Origin of the sequence: Rhizobium sp. BK376 (genome assembly GCF_004341625.1) — a bacterium.
In the GTDB taxonomy this organism is placed as follows: domain Bacteria; phylum Pseudomonadota; class Alphaproteobacteria; order Rhizobiales; family Rhizobiaceae; genus Rhizobium.
The window spans coordinates 722217-739264 of record NZ_SLZG01000002.1; the positions used below are offsets into that span (position 1 = coordinate 722217).

A 17048-nucleotide genomic window follows, 5' to 3' on the forward strand; every position below is an offset into this window, starting at 1 on the left:
CATTGCTCCCTCCGGACCGTCCGTCCTGGTATATCTTGAGAACGCCGTTTTCTGCCGCTCGCTATTCGCGACATGGTGGGCGATGATATGGTAGTGGCTGTGGTTACCGGAACAGTTGTATCTCATTATGATAGGCGGCCTTCCTCATGACGTCAGCGTTCATCTCTCATCTGAAATCCGAGCTCATGGGCCTCAAGGAGGCCGGTCTCTTCAAGGCCGAGCGGGTCATCACCTCCAAGCAAGCGGGCGAGATCGCCGTTCTCGGCGGCGCGCGGGTTCTCAATTTCTGCGCCAACAACTATCTCGGCCTTGCCGACAATGAAGAGCTGGCCGACGCGGCGAAGAAGGCGCTCGACCGCTATGGCTACGGCATGGCCTCCGTGCGCTTCATCTGCGGCACGCAGGAGGAGCACAAGCAGCTCGAAGCGCGGATCTCTTCCTTCCTGAAAATGGAGGACACCATCCTCTATTCCTCTTGCTTCGATGCAAATGGCGGGTTGTTCGAGACCCTGCTCGGCGAAGAGGATGCCATCATCTCGGATGCGCTGAACCATGCCTCGATCATCGACGGCGTGCGGCTCTCCAAAGCAAAACGCTTCCGCTATGCCAACAATGATATGGCGGCGCTTGAGGAGGAACTGAAGAAGGCCGAGGGCAGCCGCTTCAAGCTGATCGCGACGGATGGCGTCTTTTCCATGGACGGCATCATCGCCAATCTACAGGGCGTCTGCGATCTCGCGGAGAAATACGGCGCGATGGTCATGGTCGACGATAGCCACGCCGTCGGCTTTGTCGGTGATCACGGTCGCGGATCGGTCGAATATTGCGGCGTCGAAGGCCGCGTGGATATCATCACTGGCACGCTCGGCAAGGCTCTCGGTGGGGCGTCCGGCGGCTATACCTCGGCGAAGGCCGAGATCGTCGAGTGGCTGCGGCAACGCTCGCGGCCCTATCTGTTTTCCAATACGCTGGCGCCTGTCATTGCAGCGGCGTCATTGAAGGTTTTCGAGCTGATCGAAAATGGCGATGCGCTGCGGGACCGGCTTTGCGGCAATGCCGAGTTTTTCCGCTCCGAGATGACCAAGCTCGGCTTCACGCTCGCAGGGGCTGACCATCCGATCATTCCGGTCATGCTCGGCGATGCCAAGCTGGCACAGGACATGGCAGCGCTGATGCTGAAGAAGGGCGTCTACGTCATCGGCTTTTCCTTCCCCGTCGTGCCGAAGGGGCAGGCCCGCATCCGCACGCAGATGTCGGCGGCGCATTCCCGCGCGGATGTCGAACGCGCGGTGGCGGCCTTTGCCGAGGCTGGCCGGGAACTTGGAATCATCTGAAACCGAATCATTTGAATCTCTTGGAGACGGCAGATCATGTCGAACATGATGAAGGCGCTGGTTAAGGCAAAACCCGAAGTCGGGCTCTGGATGGAGAACGTGCCGGTGCCCGAGGTCGGGCCGAACGACGTGCTGATCCGGGTGAAGAAATCCGCGATCTGCGGCACCGACGTGCATATCTGGAACTGGGACAGCTGGGCACAGAAGACCATTCCCGTCCCGATGGTCGTCGGTCACGAATTCTGCGGCGAGATCGCGGAGATCGGTTCGGCCGTGACCAAGTACCATGTCGGCGAGCGGGTGTCGGGCGAGGGGCACATCGTCTGCGGCAAGTGCCGCAATTGCCGCGCCGGCCGTGGCCATCTCTGCCGCAACACGCAGGGCGTCGGCGTCAACCGGCCGGGTTCCTTTGGCGAATTCGTCTGCATTCCGGAATCGAATGTCGTGCCGATCCCAGCCGATATTCCCGACGAGGTCGCGGCGATCTTCGATCCTTTCGGCAATGCCGTCCATACAGCGCTCTCCTTCGATCTGGTCGGCGAAGACGTGCTGGTGACCGGGGCAGGGCCGATCGGCATCATGGGTGCGATGGTCGCCAAACGTTCCGGAGCCCGCAAGGTCGTGATAACGGATATCAATCCGAACCGGCTGGCGCTCGCCCGCAAGGTCGGCATCGATTACGTGGTCGACGCATCGAAGGAAAATCTGGCCGATGTGATGAAATCGATCGGCATGACCGAAGGCTTCGACGTCGGTCTTGAAATGTCGGGGGCGGCCGCCGCCTTTCGCGACATGATCGACAAGATGAACAATGGCGGCAAGATCGCCATTCTCGGCATCGCGCCAGCCGGCTTCGAGATCGACTGGAACAAGGTAATCTTCAAGATGCTTAACCTGAAAGGCATCTATGGTCGCGAAATGTTCGAGACCTGGTACAAGATGATCGCCTTCGTCCAGGGTGGATTGAACGTCTCGCAGGTCATCACCCACCGTATCGGGATCGACGATTTTCGCGAGGGCTTCGAAGCCATGCGCTCGGGCAATTCCGGCAAGGTGGTGATGGACTGGAACTAGTGGAGAGCGGAATGCAATACGAGGGAAGCTGTCATTGCGGCAGGATCGCCTTTGATGTGGAGGGCGAGTTTTTAAGTGGAATGGACTGCAACTGCTCGATCTGCCGCAGGCGCGGCTCCATCCTTGCCTTCGTACCGCGTTCCGATTTCCATTTGAGGACGCCTGAGGAGAATGTCTCCACATATACCTTCAATACGCACACGCTGCAGCATCGTTTCTGCGCGACCTGCGGTGTGGCGCCCTATGCCGAAGGCAAGGGGCCTGATGGCTCGCCGATGGCGGCGATCAATTTGCGCTGTGTTCCGGCCGTTGATCTATCCGAATTGCAGATGACTCACTTCGACGGTGCCAGCCGCTGATATCAGGCGCGGCATTTTGCAGCGGGTAGTGCCCGATGGTTGCCAAAGATCCGCACCACTACCGCCGTCGAGAGAAGGTATTGGTATCAGGACCCTTGTCTTTGTCGGGCGCATTCCTAAATGAGGGAAGCAATCGATAGTGGCGGGCAAGCCTGTGGAAAAGGCTTTTTCTCGTCTTTATCAGGCTTTTTTGCTGGAAAAGCTTGACGAGAACAAAAATTGTGGGAATCACCGTTTGTCTTCGGAATACGGTGAACTACTGGGTCAGGCGGATCACACAACCATGGCCGGAAATCCAAACGCAATCCAGCTTTGCTGTCCGGCGCCGGCGATCGTGGTTAATCGGGAATTAAGGTCATTCCGTTAGGTGGATATGGGTGATTCGAAGCCGGCGCGTCGCGCGCCAGGGCATGCGAGGCCATTCACCGTAGCGAAGTTTAAAGCGTCAGGGAAAGCGACGATATAGATGGCAACCAAAGTCAAAGAAAACGAAGAAGCTGAAGTCGAACGCGACGGCGCCTCCGATGGCCCGCTTCTCGATCTTTCCGATGACGCGGTCAAGAAGATGATCAAGGCCGCGAAGAAGCGCGGCTACGTGACGATGGACGAGCTCAACGCCGTCCTGCCGTCCGAGGAAGTGACATCAGAGCAGATCGAAGACACGATGGCGATGCTGTCCGACATGGGCATCAACGTGATCGAGGATGAAGAGGCCGAAGAAGCCGGTGCTGCGCCTTCGGGCGGCGACGACGACGATTCAGGCGGCGACGAGGACAGCGAGGGCGGCGAACTCGCGCCTTCTTCCGGCACATCGCTTGCGACCAGCAAGAAGAAGGAACCGACGGACCGTACCGACGATCCGGTGCGCATGTATCTGCGCGAAATGGGTTCCGTCGAGCTTCTGTCGCGCGAAGGCGAAATCGCCATCGCAAAGCGCATCGAGGCCGGCCGCGAAACCATGATCGGCGGCCTCTGCGAGAGCCCGTTGACGTTCCAGGCGCTGATCATCTGGCGCGACGAACTCAACGAAGGCACCACGCTGCTGCGCGAGATCATCGATCTCGAAACCACCTATTCTGGTCCGGAAGCGAAGGCTGCTCCGCAGTTCCAGAGCCCGGAAAAGATCGAGGCTGACCGCAAGGCTGCCGAGGAAAAGGAAAAGACCCGGCGCATGCGCACCGGCGACGACGACATCACCGATGTCGGCGGCGAAGGCCTGCCACCCGAGGAAGAGGAAGAGGACGAAGACGAGTCCAGCCTCTCGCTCGCCGCGATGGAAGCCGAGCTTCGCCCGCAGGTGATGCTGACGCTCGACACCATTGCCGAGACCTACAAGAAGCTGCGCAAGCTGCAGGATCAGCAGGTCGAGCAGCGTCTGGCTGCTTCAGGTACGCTTTCGTCTGCGCAGGAGCGCCGCTACAAGGAGCTCAAGGACGAGTTGATCAAGTCGGTCAAGTCGCTTTCGCTGAACCAGAACCGCATCGACCTGCTCGTCGAGCAGCTCTACGACATCAACAAGCGTCTCGTGCAGAACGAAGGCCGCCTGTTGCGTCTGGCTGAATCCTACGGCGTCAAGCGCGACAGCTTCCTGGAGCAGTATAGCGGCGCCGAGCTCGATCCAAACTGGATGAAGTCGATCGGCAACCTGGCTGCCCGCGGCTGGAAGGAATTCGCCAAGAGCGAGAACACGACGATCCGCGATATCCGCCAGGAAATCCAGGATCTCGCTACGGAAACCGGTATTTCGATCACGGAATTCCGCCGCATCGTGCATATGGTGCAGAAGGGCGAGCGCGAAGCGCGCATCGCCAAGAAGGAAATGGTCGAGGCGAACCTTCGTCTCGTCATCTCCATCGCCAAGAAGTACACGAACCGCGGCCTGCAGTTCCTCGACCTCATTCAGGAAGGCAATATCGGCCTGATGAAGGCGGTCGATAAGTTCGAGTATCGCCGTGGTTACAAGTTCTCGACCTATGCGACGTGGTGGATCCGTCAGGCGATCACCCGCTCGATCGCCGACCAGGCCCGCACGATCCGCATTCCGGTGCACATGATCGAAACGATCAACAAGATCGTTCGTACCTCGCGCCAGATGCTGCATGAAATCGGCCGCGAGCCGACGCCGGAAGAACTGGCCGAAAAGCTGGCCATGCCGCTCGAAAAGGTCCGCAAGGTCCTGAAGATTGCCAAGGAGCCGATCTCGCTCGAAACCCCAGTGGGCGACGAAGAAGATTCGCATCTCGGCGATTTCATCGAGGACAAGAACGCGCTACTTCCGATCGACGCCGCCATCCAGGCGAACCTGCGCGAGACGACGACCCGCGTTCTGGCATCGCTGACGCCGCGCGAAGAACGCGTGCTGCGCATGCGCTTCGGCATCGGCATGAACACCGACCACACGCTCGAAGAAGTGGGGCAGCAGTTCTCGGTTACCCGCGAACGTATCCGCCAGATCGAGGCGAAGGCTCTGCGCAAGCTGAAGCATCCGAGCCGGTCCAGAAAGCTGCGCTCGTTCCTCGACAGCTGAGGCCAGCAGGCGCATCACCAGATCAAGCCCGGTCAGCCATGCTGGCCGGGTTTTTGTTTGGATGAGGCAGCTCGGCGCTATATCGGCGATTGCGCACCGCCGCGCCGGCTGACACGATGTTCACGCGATCGTCTCTTTCTGGTTGGGTTTTAGAAGACTATATGCGCAGGATTGAGTTTTCGACTTCTCTTATCCGGCATGACCATGATGAGGCCCATATCATACTGCTTAACGCCGCTTTGGATTTCATGGTTGTCTTCTGAGTGATGGAAAATACTCCCGAAAAACGCCGGGGGAAGTTCGGCAGGATCGTGGCTGCGTCCATCGCGGTCCATCTTGTCGTCGCCGCGTTGATCTTCGTGAGGCTGCCGGACCAGCAGACGCCTGAGAAGGAAGACGCCGTCAACGTCGACTTGGTGCCGCCTCCGGAGGAAAAGAAGCCCGAGCAGCAGGTGGCGCAAAAGGCGCCGGAACAGCCACCGGAAAAGAAGGCCGAGAAGGCGCCTGAGCCGCCTCCGCCACCACCGCCGGCTCCAACGCCCGAAAAACAGGAGGGGCAACAGGCACCGCAGCAACAGCCGCCGCAGGAAAAGGCGGAGGAGAAAAAGCCGGAGCCGCCTCCGCCGCCGCCCGAGCCGGAGGAGAAGCCGCCGGAAAAGGCGCCCGAGCCCCCGAAGCCGCCGGAGCAGAAGCCACCGGAAGCGCCTAAGCCGCCACAAGCGCCAAAGCCTCCGGAAAAGCAGCCGGAGCCACCAAAACCGCCTGAGCCTCAGAAAGAAGAGGCCAAGGCTGAGGAGCCGCCTAAGCCGGAGGAAAAGCAACCGCAGCCGCCGAAGCAGGAGGTGGCGCAGGCGCAACCCGAGCCGCCAATACCCACAGAGCTTCCAGTTCATGAGTACACGGACAAGGATGCCGGGCACAAATCCCCGGATGACAATGCGACGGAAGATTCCGGCGATGCTGATGGCAATGCCAACAAGGTCGCCGAAGCTGCTGGTGGGAAGCTACCGTCAAACATCGACGACGCAGCAAAACCAGGCAAGCAGGCGCAATCTGCAAGCCCTGTGGCAAAGGATATAAATTTACCTGAGACTGATGTGAACGATGTTCATTCGGAAAACGACGCCCCGAATTCAGATGGCGATGGCAGTCTGCATACGAGCTTTGCGACCGAAAAAAAGCTGGAGGATGCGAAGCCGCCAACGGACAACTCCAAGCCAGGAGCAAAGACAGTCTCCTCGGCCGACGCTCAAGATGGTACCGGGCTTAAGCTGAAGACAGCCAAAACGCTATTCTCAACAGAGGAGACGTCTGACCCTACCACCGTAAGGGCGCTTCGCAATCTTCCCAGGGGAACGCGATTTGGAACGCTGTGTTACAATCAGTTGGTCGCTCAACTCACGCAGGCTGAGGGACATTTTCCCACGCAAGTTCCGAATTATCCTGGCGTTTCCGGCAACACACTCAACATCAGCCGGGCTGCCTTCCAAGACCCAACGGGCGTTTGGCGCCGCATGATTTTCAAATGCGAGGTCAATAACGATGCGACCAAGGTCGTATCCTTCTCGTTCGATGTTGGCGGTGCCGTCCCGCGTAGTGAATGGAAGAGCCTTCAGATTCGGGGGGATTAGCCGCAAGTTACCGCCGGAGGATAGACGCCGACTGGCATCCATCTCACCAGCCTTGCGCAAGAACCGACCTCTATTTCTAACCCCACTACCGGGGATGGTTCCGGAAATTGGGGGCAATGACGTGTCTGAAGAGCTTATCCGTTTTCTCGAAAACCAGGACGAATCCGTGAGCGCGATGCTCGTCCAGAACATAGGCGACGAGCTGACCGATATATTGGTCGCGGCGCTCGAAGAAGCGCTTGACGTGCTCGCTGCCGGAGAGCTGCCAACTACCCTGCATTGATTAAGCATTTTCGTACCGGTCCGTTTGCTTGTTTGGTTACGGCGGCAGGTCTATAGTTCCTGTTGCGGGGGCGACGGGAGCCATGAGGCGCCGGACCGACGAACGCACACCGGCGTGGGCTATGCCTCCAGGGGAGGTATGCGATGACCACTTATATCGTGCTGATCAACTGGACTGAGCAAGGCATTAAGAATGTTCGCGAATCGCCGAAGCGGCTCGATGCCGCGCGCAAGATGCTCGGCGAATTGGGTGGGAATTTTCGTGAATTCTATCTGACTATGGGCGAGTATGACATGGTCGCCGTTTGCGAAGCGCCGAACGATACCGTCGTTGCCCGGTTTACGCTTTCTCTCGGAGCTGCTGGCAGTGTCAGGACGAAGACGCTGAAGGCGTTTCCCGAGATGGCATATCGCGACATCATCGGCTCTCTATAGGGATAATATAACTTGCGCCGGGTTTATTCCGAGTTGCATCGCCTTCGTTTTTGCGGCGAGGGCTTCAGCTTCTGACGCATTTGTGAACGCAAGAGGTCATCTGCCGGGGCAGGTGACCTCTTGCGCGCATATAAAAATTTCATGATGATCGTCATCTAAGTAAATGTACGGATTGGTGGATATCATGCGCATTCTCGTGGTCGGTGCCGGCGGCATTGGTGGTTATTTTGGCGGCAGACTGGCAGCGGCCGGTCGGGACGTGACTTTTCTGGTTCGTCCGAAACGAGCCGAGCTCCTGCGCGAGAGCGGCCTGAGCATCCGCAGCCCAAAGGGAGATTTGCATATTGCGCAGCCGAAGCTTGTCACCGCCGATAGCCTGACGGAGACGTTCGACCTCGTTCTGCTTGGCTGCAAGGCCTATGACCTTGACGATGCGATGGCGTCCTTCGCTCCGGCTGTTAGCCCTCAGACGATGATCCTGCCGACGCTGAACGGCATGCGGCACCTGGAACGGCTGGAAGCGCGTTTCGGCGCGGAGGCGGTTCTCGGCGGCGCCTGCTTCATATCGTCGACGATCGCGCCCGATGGCGCCATCCTGCACTTCAACGACCTGCATCGCATTGCCTTCGGCGACCGTAGGGGCGGCATGCCGGCACGGATCGAATCGATTGCCGAGACTTTCTCCAATGCCGGTTTCGATATCGACGCAAGCCCCAATATCCTCCAGGCCATGTGGGACAAATGGGCGTTCATCGCATCGACTGCGGGCATGACCTGCCTGATGCGTGCTGCGATCGGCGACTACGTGGCCGCCGGGGCGTCCGATCTGGTGTTGAGGCTGATCGACGAATGTCTTGACATCGCCGCCGCCAACGGTTTCGCCCCCGGCGAAGCCGCCGTCCAGCGCATCCGCAGCTTCCTGACGACAGCCGGCTCGCCGATCACCGCCTCGATGCTTCGCGATATCGAGGGTAACGGCCGCATCGAAAGCGACCAGATCGTCGGCGATATGCTTGCCCGCGCAGCGCCGGACAAGCGCGGATCCTATACGATGCTCAACATCGTTCTCGCTCATCTTAGAGCGTACGAGGCACAGCGCGAAAGACAGGCTGCGCACGGTTAGCGCAGCCTGTCTTGGATGGTTTCCGATTGGCGGCGTTGGCGCCCGGTCAAAGGGTCACGACGAATTTACCCATCGCCTCGTCTGCCTCCATCAGCCGATGCGCCTCGCGGATATCGTGAAAATCGAAGACTCGCGCAGGGTTGGCCTTGTAAAGGCCGGCTTCCGATCGCTCGACGATGGCTTGCAGGGGGACGTCGTCGAGCTCGTAGCCGGGCGCGCCGAACATGAAGCTGGCAAAGAAGCTGAGCTGAACGCCGCTCGGCATATGTGTGAGCGGATCGAAACCTGCAATTCCACTGCCGCCGCCCAGGAAGCCCGCCATGCAGACATGGCCGCCTCTTCGGACGATCTTGAGCGAGTCCAGCAATGTTGATGTGCCGACGATGTCCAGAACGGCGTCGATGCCGGAAGGGTATTCCTGGCGCAAAGTCTTGGCTAGGAGAGGTTCGTCCAAGAGTACCTGATGAGCGCCAAGCTCTAGAAGTGCGGGGAGCCTCTCAGTCCTCCTGGTTGTTGCTATGATCTTGATATCCTCCACGGTGGCGATGTTGATCGCCGCCTGGCCAAGCGCTGATGTCGCGCCTCTGATAAGCAGGGTCTGTCCAGGGGTCAGCGAGAGATTACGATGCAGGCATGTCCATGCCGTTGCATAGGATTCCGGAAGAGCCGCGAGATCCGACCACGGCAGGGTCGAACGAATAGGAATTACATTCGTCAGCGGCACAAGCGTGCGTTCGGCATAGCTGCCATTGATATTGCGACCCATGCCGCCCATGAGAGCGGCAACACGTGTTCCAACCGCAAATCGGCCGCTCGGATCGTGCAGCACCTCTCCGACACACTCTATGCCGCTGATTTTTGCAACATCACCCCACTTGCCGCTACGCATGTAAGTTTCCGCTCGATTGAGGCCGAACGCACGTACGGCAATGACGACGTATCCCTCTGTGAGTTCAGGATCCGGCTGCTCGGTAATGTCGAGGACATCCGGTCCTCCATATTCTCGGAAGGCAATGGCTTTCATGGCTAGGCTCCTTGTTAACACCAGAGCCTTTCTATCTTGATGCGCTGTAGATATATTGTTCAAAATTACGGCAAACTTTGTAGATAGGATCTACAATAATGGATATCACTCTTCAGCAGCTCAGATGTTTTGATGCGGTGGTCACAGAGGGCAGTTTCCAAGGAGCAGCAGACCGCTTGATGCGCACGCATCCGACCGTGGTTTCAGCCGTCCGCAATCTTGAGGAACAACTTGGATTTTCGCTTCTCGATCGCAGCGGCTACCGCGTCGTGTTGACGGACAGGGGACGGGTCTTTCATGCCAAGGCTCAAGATTTCCTCCGTCAGGCTGCCGGCCTTCGTACGTTTGGAAAACAACTTGCTATGGGCGAGGAGACTGCACTGCGGGTCGTGATCGGCGATTTGTGCCCGCTTGAGCCAACCTTGCAGCTTTTGCGAAACTTCTTCACCGATAATCCAGCCACCCGTCTCGATCTCTATTTCGAAGCGATTTCGGGGCCATGGGAACGGCTGGCGGACGACGAGGCGGATCTGATCCTTCACCACATCGACAAGAGCGATCCGATGATGGAATATATTGATCTGCTGTCGGTCGACATCATTCCTGTCGTGGCAGGAGAGATATTTCCGAATGTACGTCCCGAGACTATCACGCCATCACATCTGCAGGATCTCGCGCAATGCATCATTCGCGATACTGCGCGCCATTCACCGCCAAGGGATTACTATGTCCTTAAGGGTGCGCGACAACTGACGGTGAGCGATCAGCTCATGAAGAAGCAAGTGATCTTGAATGCCATGGGCTGGGGACATATGCCGCGCTTTCTCGTGGAGAAGGAGGTGGGCGATGGCACGTTGGTTGATTTCACCAACGGTGATTTCAAGGGTGGACGCGTAGACCTCGTCGCTGCTCGTCGCCGTGACCGTCCGCATGGACCGGCCGGGGAGCGCCTTTGGCACTATATCCGATCGGAAGTCTCCACTTGGCAAGGGAACGACTGCGACAAATTGTCAACTTCGCAGGTGCAGCATTGACAAGAGTTCTGATGCGGCAGAGCAGGGCTTTATAAGTTTCTTATATCAATTCCGATCCGCCGGCTGCGGCATGGCGGACCCAGGACAGTTCTGATGGACAACTATCAATCCAGACGGGGCAGCGTTTTTCGCCACCCCGGTTATCTAAATTTTGCTGCCTCGCGGGTTTTCTCCTCCATATCTTTTCAATCCGCAACCGTTGCGATGGGCTGGATGATCTACGACCAGACCCACAGCGCGTTCGCGCTCGGTCTCGTCGGCTTCTGCCAGTTCCTGCCCATGGTCATCCTGACCTTCGTGGTAGGCCATGTCGCCGACCGTTTTGATCGGCGGCGGATCGGCCTTGCCTGCCAATTGCTGGAGGGGATCACCTGCCTGATATTGGCCGTCGCGACCTGGCAGCACTGGCTGACGCCAACGGGTATCCTCGCCGCAGTGACCGTGATGGGTGCGGTGGTTTCCTTCGAGCGTCCGACAATGGCGGCGCTGTTGCCGAACGTCGTCGGCCCATCCCTTCTACAGCAGGCCATCGCCACCTCGACATCGATGATGCAGACGGCCTTCATCATCGGCCCTTCGATCGGCGGCCTGCTCTATGGCTTCGATCCGGTAGCGCCCTTCGCCTTTTCTGCCATCTGCTTTGCGATTGCGAGCTTCAACGTCATTTCGATCAAGATGGAGCGGCAGCAGAAGTCAGGACGCGAGCCGGTGACGCTGAAATCGGTCTTTGCAGGGGTTGCCTTCATCCGCAGCAAGCCATTGATGCTCGGCACGATTTCGCTCGATCTTTTCGCCGTGCTGCTCGGCGGTGCCACTGCGCTGCTGCCGATGTTTGCACGCGATATCCTGCATGCCGGTCCCTGGGGGCTCGGTCTTCTGCGCGCCTCTCCGGCGATCGGCGCGCTTGTCATGTCGGTCGTTTTGGCGCGTTGGCCGATCCAGAGCCAGGCGGGCAAGAAGATGCTGATCGCCGTCGCCATCTTCGGCGTGGCGACGATCGTCTTTTCGCTGTCGAGCAACGTTATTCTATCAGTCGGGGCGCTGCTCATCGTCGGCGCGTCGGATACGGTCAGCGTCGTCGTGCGCAGCTCGCTCGTTCAGCTGCTGACGCCGGATGAAATGCGCGGGCGGGTAAACGCGGTCAATTCGCTCTTTATCGGCACGTCCAACCAGTTGGGCGAATTCGAATCCGGCATGCTCGCGGCCGTGCTCGGCCCAATCGTAACGGGCATTGTCGGCGGCGTCGGAACGATCGCGGTCGTGTTGCTCTGGATGCGGCTCTTCCCTGATCTCGGCAAGGTGAAGACGCTGTCAGGCTGACAGCGCAATCGCCTGCAATGAGTAGGCCGGCGCCGTACTGCGCAGCTCGCTGGCATCACGGCGCGGCGGTGCGCCGAACATACGATTATATTCGCGGCTGAACTGCGATGCACTCTCATAGCCTACCTGATGGGCCGCTTCGGCGACGCTTGCCGCTTCGGTTACCAGCAACCGGCGCGCCTCTATCAGCCTCAGATGCTTCTGATACTGGAGCGGGCTCATCGAGGTGATCAGCTTGAAATGCTCATGGAAGGAAGAGGGGCTCATGTTCGCTGCTGCCGCCAGCTCGTTGACGCGGATTGGCTTGGCGAAGTCTTCGCGCAGGATGAAGATGGCGTCGGCGATGCGCTGCATATGGCTGTCTGGCAGCGTCAGCTTGCAGATATCGCCGCCGTGTTCGCCATTCAGCAACCAGAAGCAGATTTCCTGCATGATGGCGGGATAGAGCACGGGGATCGCCTTCGGCGTCCTTGCAAGCCGTATCAAGCGCACCATGCAATCGGCCAGCTGTTCGTCGGCATCCTGTACGAAGATGCCGAGCCGGCTTCGATTGGCAGGTCTCGGTCTTTTCGGCATCTTTCGCATGACATCGCGCAGCACTGCGACGTCGAGTTCCAGCGTGATGCCGATATAGGGCTCCTTTCGGCTTGCCTGGACCACGCGGCCGATACCAGGAAGCTCTATACCGATCACGAGCGACTGCTGCTCTTCATATCTGAGTACCTCGTCACCGAGCATGATCTGCTTTGCGCCCTGCACAACGAAGCAGAGCGACGGCCTATAGACCATATGTCGCGGCAGCGTCTCGGTGCTCGATCGCATGATGTAGAGGGACGGCATCGGCGTGCCGAACAGACCGTCCTCGCCGCCCTCCGCCTCGACAAATTCCCGGACGATATCCTTCAGCTGTGACGACATCTGCGTCCCCCGTCCTTTTCAATGGTTCAGAGATAGGCCCGCCGGCTGTTCTTCGCAAATCGATAATTCGGAGAAATAGGCAGAAACGGCGTGTATTCCGGCATTAAGCGAATGCCTGTCGACGACTAGATTCCGGGTCAGATCACAATCACCAAGGAGACATGTGATGCCTAGCCAAAACAATCCGAGCGCCCAGCCCAAAATCGCCATCATCACCGGCGGTAGCCGTGGCCTCGGCCGCAACACCGCCATTGCGCTTGCGCGGGACGGTGTCGATTCCATCATCACCTATCATTCCAATCGGGAGGAAGCGGAGAAGGTCGTCGCCCTTGTTGCGGAACACGGACGCCGCGCCGTGGCGCTGCAGCTCGATACCGGCAAAGTTTCCGCTTTCGACGGTTTCGTGGAAAAGGTCCGCAGTGCGCTCTCCGAGCTTGGCACGGATCGGTTCGACTATCTCGTCAACAATGCCGGCACGTCGCATCACAACAGCTTCGAAAAGACGACGGAAGCGGAATTGGACAGTCTCTATGAGGTTCATTTCAAGGGCGTGTTCTTCCTGACCCAGAAGCTTCTGACATTGATCAGGGATGGCGGCCGGATCATCAACGTCTCTTCCGGCCTCACCCGCTTCAGCAATCCGGGCAGCGGCTCCTATGCCTCGATGAAGGGCGCGGTGGAGGTTCTCACCCGCTACCTCGCCAAGGAGCTCGGGCCGCGCGGCATCACGGTCAATACCGTTGCTCCCGGCGCCATCGCCACGGATTTCAGCGGTGGCATCGTGCGCGACAATCCCGAGATCAACAAGCGGGTTGCGGATATGACCGCACTTGGCCGTGTCGGCCAGCCGGACGATATCGGCCCGATGATTGCCTCGATGCTGTCAGACGCCAATCGCTGGATCAACGGTCAGCGCGTCGAGGCTTCGGGCGGCATGATGCTCTGACAATGAGGATGGCCGGGCTTGGTCCGGCCCACCCTTGTGTTTTGTTCAATAGTGGCCCGCCTCTCGCCCTGCGCACCAGCGGCGAGGGGCGCTAGCCGCGATAGGCCTTTTCCAGTTCCGCGACATCGAGCTTGACCATCTTCATCATCGCTTCCTGGACGCGATTGGCCTTTACCGAATCTTCGTCGTTCATAAAGCGGATCAGGGCTTCGGGGACGATCTGCCATGACAGGCCGAAACGGTCCTTGAGCCAGCCGCACTGCTGTTCCTTGCCGCCGTCGAGCAGATGCTCCCAGTAATAATCGACCTCCGCCTGGTCCTTGCAGTCGACGAAGAACGAAACCGCTTCGTTGAATTTGAAATGTGGTCCGCCGTTGAGGCACATGAACTTCTGGCCGGCAAGTTCGAAGTTGGCAAAGAAGGCCTTGCCGTCAGGCGCTCTCTTCATCTGTGTCACGCGGCTGTCCCTAAAGATCTTGCTGTAGAAGGTGATCGCCTCTTCGAGCTGGTTGTCGAACCAGAGGCAGGGGGTAATTTTCTGCATGCTTTCCTCCATTTGCAGTGTTGCTGTGCCAAGGACGGACAGGGATCGGACGTTCCGACAGCGGCCCTCGGTTTTTTCTGCAACCCAGCTCGATCCCAGCTCGATCATCGTGCTAGAAGCCGGATATGATCAGTCTCGTCCCGTTTTCTACCGACCATATCGAAACTCTACTCACCTGGTTTCCGACCGATGCGGATCTGGTGCAATGGGCAGGGGCGACCCTCGTTTTTCCGCTCGACAGACGGCAGCTCGAAGACATTCTCGCCGAAACACAGGTTGTTCGGCCGCAGCGCAATGCCTGGATGGCCGTCACCGATGAGGGCCGTATCGTCGGTCATGTGCAACTGGTGACGGATCGGCGCAATGGTATCGGGCGGCTTGCCCGCGTCGGCGTCGCGCCGGCCGAGCGCGGCCGCGGATATGGCATTCAGATGGTCCGGTGCGTGGTGGACAAGGTGTTTTCCGATCCGAATACGGAGCGCGTCGAACTCAACGTCTTCAGCTTCAACACTGCTGCACTGCGCACCTATGAAAAGCTGGGTTTCGTTCGCGAAGGCACGCGCCGATCCTCGGCTCGCGTTGGCAGCGAGCGTTGGGACACCGTCATCATGGGGCTGCTCAGAAGTGAATATCTAAGCCATGTCGAGGCTGTGGCCTGACGGTCACGGCGGAATGGAGCATTGAGGGCTGGAGTCACCTCCCGGTGACCCGTGCGCTCAAACGAAATGCCATCGCCCACATTACGCAGCGCATCGCAGATTCCCGAAAGAATGCGGAAGCTCGATATCGTGAACGGGAATCTCTGGACATTCGCGTCGTTGCTTGAAAGCTTGTAATATAAAGGCTCTACGTCATATCTGGCGAAGCAAATGAACAAGGAGGCCCCCACATGTTCCGGATGTCGATCGATCGTCTCGTTTCCTGGGTGCGGCTATGACCGGCCCCTATGTTGCTCCCGCCCCGCCGGTCACCCTCGTTATCTTCGGCGCCACCGGTGACCTCACGCGTCGCCTGCTGGTGCCGACGCTGATCAACATGATCAAGTCCGGCCTGGTCGGAGACGGCTTTGCCGTGCTCGGCGTTGGCATCGAGCCCGGCGGAGACGAGATGTTGCGCGAGCGGCTGGGCAAGTTCCTGCTCGACAACAAGATCCAGTTTGAAGATGGCGGCATCGGCTGGCGAAACCTCAGCGAGCGGATTTCCTATATTTCGGGCGACTTCACCCAGGACTCGATCTACGAGCAGATCGGCCAGCGCCTCGAGAAATCGGGCCATGGCAATGCCGCCTTCTACCTGGCCGTACAGCCGCGCTTCTTCGGTGACATCATCGACAAGCTCGGCGACCATAAGCTGACCACGGAGACCGCGGGCTATTTCCGCCGCATCGCGATCGAGAAGCCGTTCGGTACCGATCTGGCTTCGGCCAAGGCGCTGAACGTGCGCATCCTCAACCGGGTCGCCGAGACGCAGGTCTACCGGATCGACCATTTCCTCGGCAAGGAGACGGTGCAGAACATCATGACGGCGCGCTTTGCCAACATGATGTTCGAGTCGCTCTGGAACAGCAATTATATCGACCATGTCCAGATCACCGCTGCGGAGATCGTCGATGTCGGCACGCGCGGCAAATTCTACGACGAGACCGGCGCATTGCGCGACATGGTGCCCAACCACCTGTTCCAGCTTCTGGCAATGGTGGCGATGGAGCCGCCGAACAGCTTCGACGCCGAGGCGATCCGTAACGAAAAGGGCAAGCTTCTGAAGGCGTTGCGCGTCTATTCCCCCGAGGAAGCGAAGCACAACGGCGTACGCGGTGCCTACACGGCGGGTTCGCTCGCCGGCAAAGACCTGCCGGCCTATACGCAGACACCCGATGTCAACCCTGACAGCAAGACCGAAACCTTCGTGGCCTTGAAGCTCTTTGTCGATACATGGCGCTGGGCGTGCGTTCCCTTCTATCTGAGAACCGGAAAGTCGCTGACGGCGCGGGACACGGAAATCGTCGTCACGTTCAAGCAGGTGCCCTTTGCGCAGTTTCACGGCACCGAGGTGCAGCGCATGCTGCCGCCCAATAAATTGATCATCCAGGTGCAGCCAAACGAGGGCCTGCACATGGAAATCTCGATCAAACGGCCAGGTCTCGTGGTCGATACCGTGCCCGTGTCGCTGGATTTCCGATATTCTGATATGTTCGATATCGGCAATACGACCGGCTACGAATCGCTGCTTTATGATCTTTTCATCGGCGATCAGACGCTGTTCCAGCGGGCCGACGCGATTGAGGCGGGCTGGGCTGCGGTGCAGCCCTTCCTCGATCTCTGGTCACATAGCGGTGACAAGCCGGATCCCTATGCACCGGGCAGCATGGGTCCGCAATGCGCCGACGATCTGATCGAGCGCGACGGGCGCAAGTGGCACGAGCCGCAGGTCCTACGGAAGGACAAGTAACCTACATTGGATCGAAGGAACGGTGCCGGCATCCGGCATCGTTCAATAT

The 17048-nt window shown here is 58.9% G+C and carries 16 protein-coding genes; 13 read left to right on the top strand and 3 right to left on the bottom strand.

Going from position 1 to position 17048, the window contains the following annotated elements; all coding sequences use genetic code 11:
* The first annotated feature begins 146 nt into the window (after window positions 1-146).
* The 8 genes from EV561_RS07960 to panE all read left to right on the top strand — a co-directional run bounded on the left by EV561_RS07960 (window position 147) and on the right by panE (window position 8765).
* Window positions 147-1334, top strand: a complete 1188-nt coding sequence (locus EV561_RS07960) for a glycine C-acetyltransferase (RefSeq protein WP_132519602.1) — start codon at window positions 147-149, stop codon at window positions 1332-1334.
* A gap of 36 nt (window positions 1335-1370) precedes the next feature.
* Window positions 1371-2408 carry an L-threonine 3-dehydrogenase gene (gene tdh, locus EV561_RS07965; RefSeq protein WP_132519605.1) on the top strand — a complete coding sequence of 346 codons (1038 nt, stop codon included), beginning with the start codon at window positions 1371-1373 and terminating at the stop codon, window positions 2406-2408.
* An 11-nt stretch (window positions 2409-2419) separates the two neighbouring features.
* Window positions 2420-2767, top strand: a complete 348-nt coding sequence (locus EV561_RS07970) for a GFA family protein (protein WP_132519608.1) — start codon at window positions 2420-2422, stop codon at window positions 2765-2767.
* Between the two features lie 466 nt (window positions 2768-3233).
* Entirely contained in the window at window positions 3234-5294 is a 2061-nt protein-coding gene (gene rpoD / locus EV561_RS07975; RefSeq protein WP_132519611.1) for an RNA polymerase sigma factor RpoD, read from the top strand.
* 311 nt (window positions 5295-5605) lie between these two features.
* The gene (locus tag EV561_RS07980; protein WP_165927769.1) at window positions 5606-6925 is read left to right on the top strand and encodes a DUF930 domain-containing protein; all 1320 of its coding nucleotides are present in this window, start codon (window positions 5606-5608) and stop codon (window positions 6923-6925) included.
* Between the two features lie 121 nt (window positions 6926-7046).
* Window positions 7047-7208: a hypothetical protein gene (locus EV561_RS37095; RefSeq protein WP_165927770.1), complete on the top strand. Its 162-nt coding sequence runs from the start codon at window positions 7047-7049 to the stop codon at window positions 7206-7208.
* Between the two features lie 143 nt (window positions 7209-7351).
* Window positions 7352-7642, top strand: a complete 291-nt coding sequence (locus EV561_RS07985) for a GYD domain-containing protein (RefSeq protein ID WP_132519617.1) — start codon at window positions 7352-7354, stop codon at window positions 7640-7642.
* 184 nt (window positions 7643-7826) lie between these two features.
* On the top strand, window positions 7827-8765 hold the full coding sequence (gene panE / locus EV561_RS07990) for a 2-dehydropantoate 2-reductase (protein ID WP_132519620.1): 939 nt from the start codon (window positions 7827-7829) through the stop codon (window positions 8763-8765).
* 46 nt (window positions 8766-8811) lie between these two features.
* On the opposite strand, the gene EV561_RS07995 is transcribed toward panE, so the two are convergent.
* Window positions 8812-9789 carry a zinc-binding dehydrogenase gene (locus tag EV561_RS07995; protein ID WP_132519623.1) on the bottom strand — a complete coding sequence of 326 codons (978 nt, stop codon included), beginning with the start codon at window positions 9787-9789 and terminating at the stop codon, window positions 8812-8814.
* Window positions 9790-9887: 98 nt separating this feature from the next.
* Between EV561_RS07995 and EV561_RS08000 the strand changes: the two genes are divergently transcribed.
* Both EV561_RS08000 and EV561_RS08005 read left to right on the top strand, forming a co-directional pair.
* Window positions 9888-10823, top strand: coding sequence for a LysR family transcriptional regulator (locus EV561_RS08000; RefSeq protein ID WP_348633726.1), 936 nt, complete (start codon window positions 9888-9890; stop codon window positions 10821-10823).
* A gap of 93 nt (window positions 10824-10916) precedes the next feature.
* Window positions 10917-12143 (top strand): MFS transporter, encoded by a 1227-nt coding sequence (locus EV561_RS08005; protein WP_132519629.1) that lies wholly within the window; start codon window positions 10917-10919, stop codon window positions 12141-12143.
* Here EV561_RS08005 and EV561_RS08010 read toward each other — a convergent pair.
* Complete coding sequence (locus EV561_RS08010; protein ID WP_132519632.1) at window positions 12135-13061, bottom strand: AraC family transcriptional regulator; 927 nt, start codon at window positions 13059-13061, stop codon at window positions 12135-12137. The two genes, EV561_RS08005 and EV561_RS08010, sit on opposite strands and share 9 nt — an antisense overlap.
* A 166-nt stretch (window positions 13062-13227) precedes the next feature.
* On the opposite strand from EV561_RS08010, the gene EV561_RS08015 reads away from it, so the two are divergent.
* Window positions 13228-14007 (top strand): SDR family oxidoreductase, encoded by a 780-nt coding sequence (locus tag EV561_RS08015; protein ID WP_132519635.1) that lies wholly within the window; start codon window positions 13228-13230, stop codon window positions 14005-14007.
* 91 nt (window positions 14008-14098) lie between these two features.
* Here EV561_RS08015 and EV561_RS08020 read toward each other — a convergent pair whose 3' ends face one another.
* Window positions 14099-14551 carry a VOC family protein gene (locus EV561_RS08020; RefSeq protein WP_132519638.1) on the bottom strand — a complete coding sequence of 151 codons (453 nt, stop codon included), beginning with the start codon at window positions 14549-14551 and terminating at the stop codon, window positions 14099-14101.
* A 125-nt stretch (window positions 14552-14676) separates the two neighbouring features.
* On the opposite strand from EV561_RS08020, the gene EV561_RS08025 reads away from it, so the two are divergent.
* A complete protein-coding gene (locus tag EV561_RS08025) occupies window positions 14677-15210 on the top strand; it encodes a GNAT family protein (RefSeq protein ID WP_132519641.1) in 534 nt (177 codons plus the stop codon).
* 274 nt (window positions 15211-15484) lie between these two features.
* Complete coding sequence (zwf, locus tag EV561_RS08030; protein ID WP_132519644.1) at window positions 15485-16999, top strand: glucose-6-phosphate dehydrogenase; 1515 nt, start codon at window positions 15485-15487, stop codon at window positions 16997-16999.
* The last annotated feature ends 49 nt before the right edge of the window (window positions 17000-17048 follow it).

Coding starts and splice junctions, on each gene's coding strand:
- EV561_RS07995 (WP_132519623.1), bottom strand. CDS start 9,789: ATGAAAGCCATTGCCTTCCGAGAATATGGAGGACCGGATGTCCTCGAC.
- EV561_RS08005 (WP_132519629.1), top strand. CDS start 10,917: ATGGACAACTATCAATCCAGACGGGGCAGCGTTTTTCGCCACCCCGGT.
- tdh (WP_132519605.1), top strand. CDS start 1,371: ATGTCGAACATGATGAAGGCGCTGGTTAAGGCAAAACCCGAAGTCGGG.
- EV561_RS07970 (WP_132519608.1), top strand. CDS start 2,420: ATGCAATACGAGGGAAGCTGTCATTGCGGCAGGATCGCCTTTGATGTG.
- EV561_RS08020 (WP_132519638.1), bottom strand. CDS start 14,551: ATGCAGAAAATTACCCCCTGCCTCTGGTTCGACAACCAGCTCGAAGAG.
- EV561_RS08010 (WP_132519632.1), bottom strand. CDS start 13,061: ATGTCGTCACAGCTGAAGGATATCGTCCGGGAATTTGTCGAGGCGGAG.
- EV561_RS08000 (WP_348633726.1), top strand. CDS start 9,888: ATGGATATCACTCTTCAGCAGCTCAGATGTTTTGATGCGGTGGTCACA.
- zwf (WP_132519644.1), top strand. CDS start 15,485: ATGACCGGCCCCTATGTTGCTCCCGCCCCGCCGGTCACCCTCGTTATC.
- EV561_RS08015 (WP_132519635.1), top strand. CDS start 13,228: ATGCCTAGCCAAAACAATCCGAGCGCCCAGCCCAAAATCGCCATCATC.
- EV561_RS07985 (WP_132519617.1), top strand. CDS start 7,352: ATGACCACTTATATCGTGCTGATCAACTGGACTGAGCAAGGCATTAAG.
- panE (WP_132519620.1), top strand. CDS start 7,827: ATGCGCATTCTCGTGGTCGGTGCCGGCGGCATTGGTGGTTATTTTGGC.
- EV561_RS07960 (WP_132519602.1), top strand. CDS start 147: ATGACGTCAGCGTTCATCTCTCATCTGAAATCCGAGCTCATGGGCCTC.
- rpoD (WP_132519611.1), top strand. CDS start 3,234: ATGGCAACCAAAGTCAAAGAAAACGAAGAAGCTGAAGTCGAACGCGAC.
- EV561_RS08025 (WP_132519641.1), top strand. CDS start 14,677: ATGATCAGTCTCGTCCCGTTTTCTACCGACCATATCGAAACTCTACTC.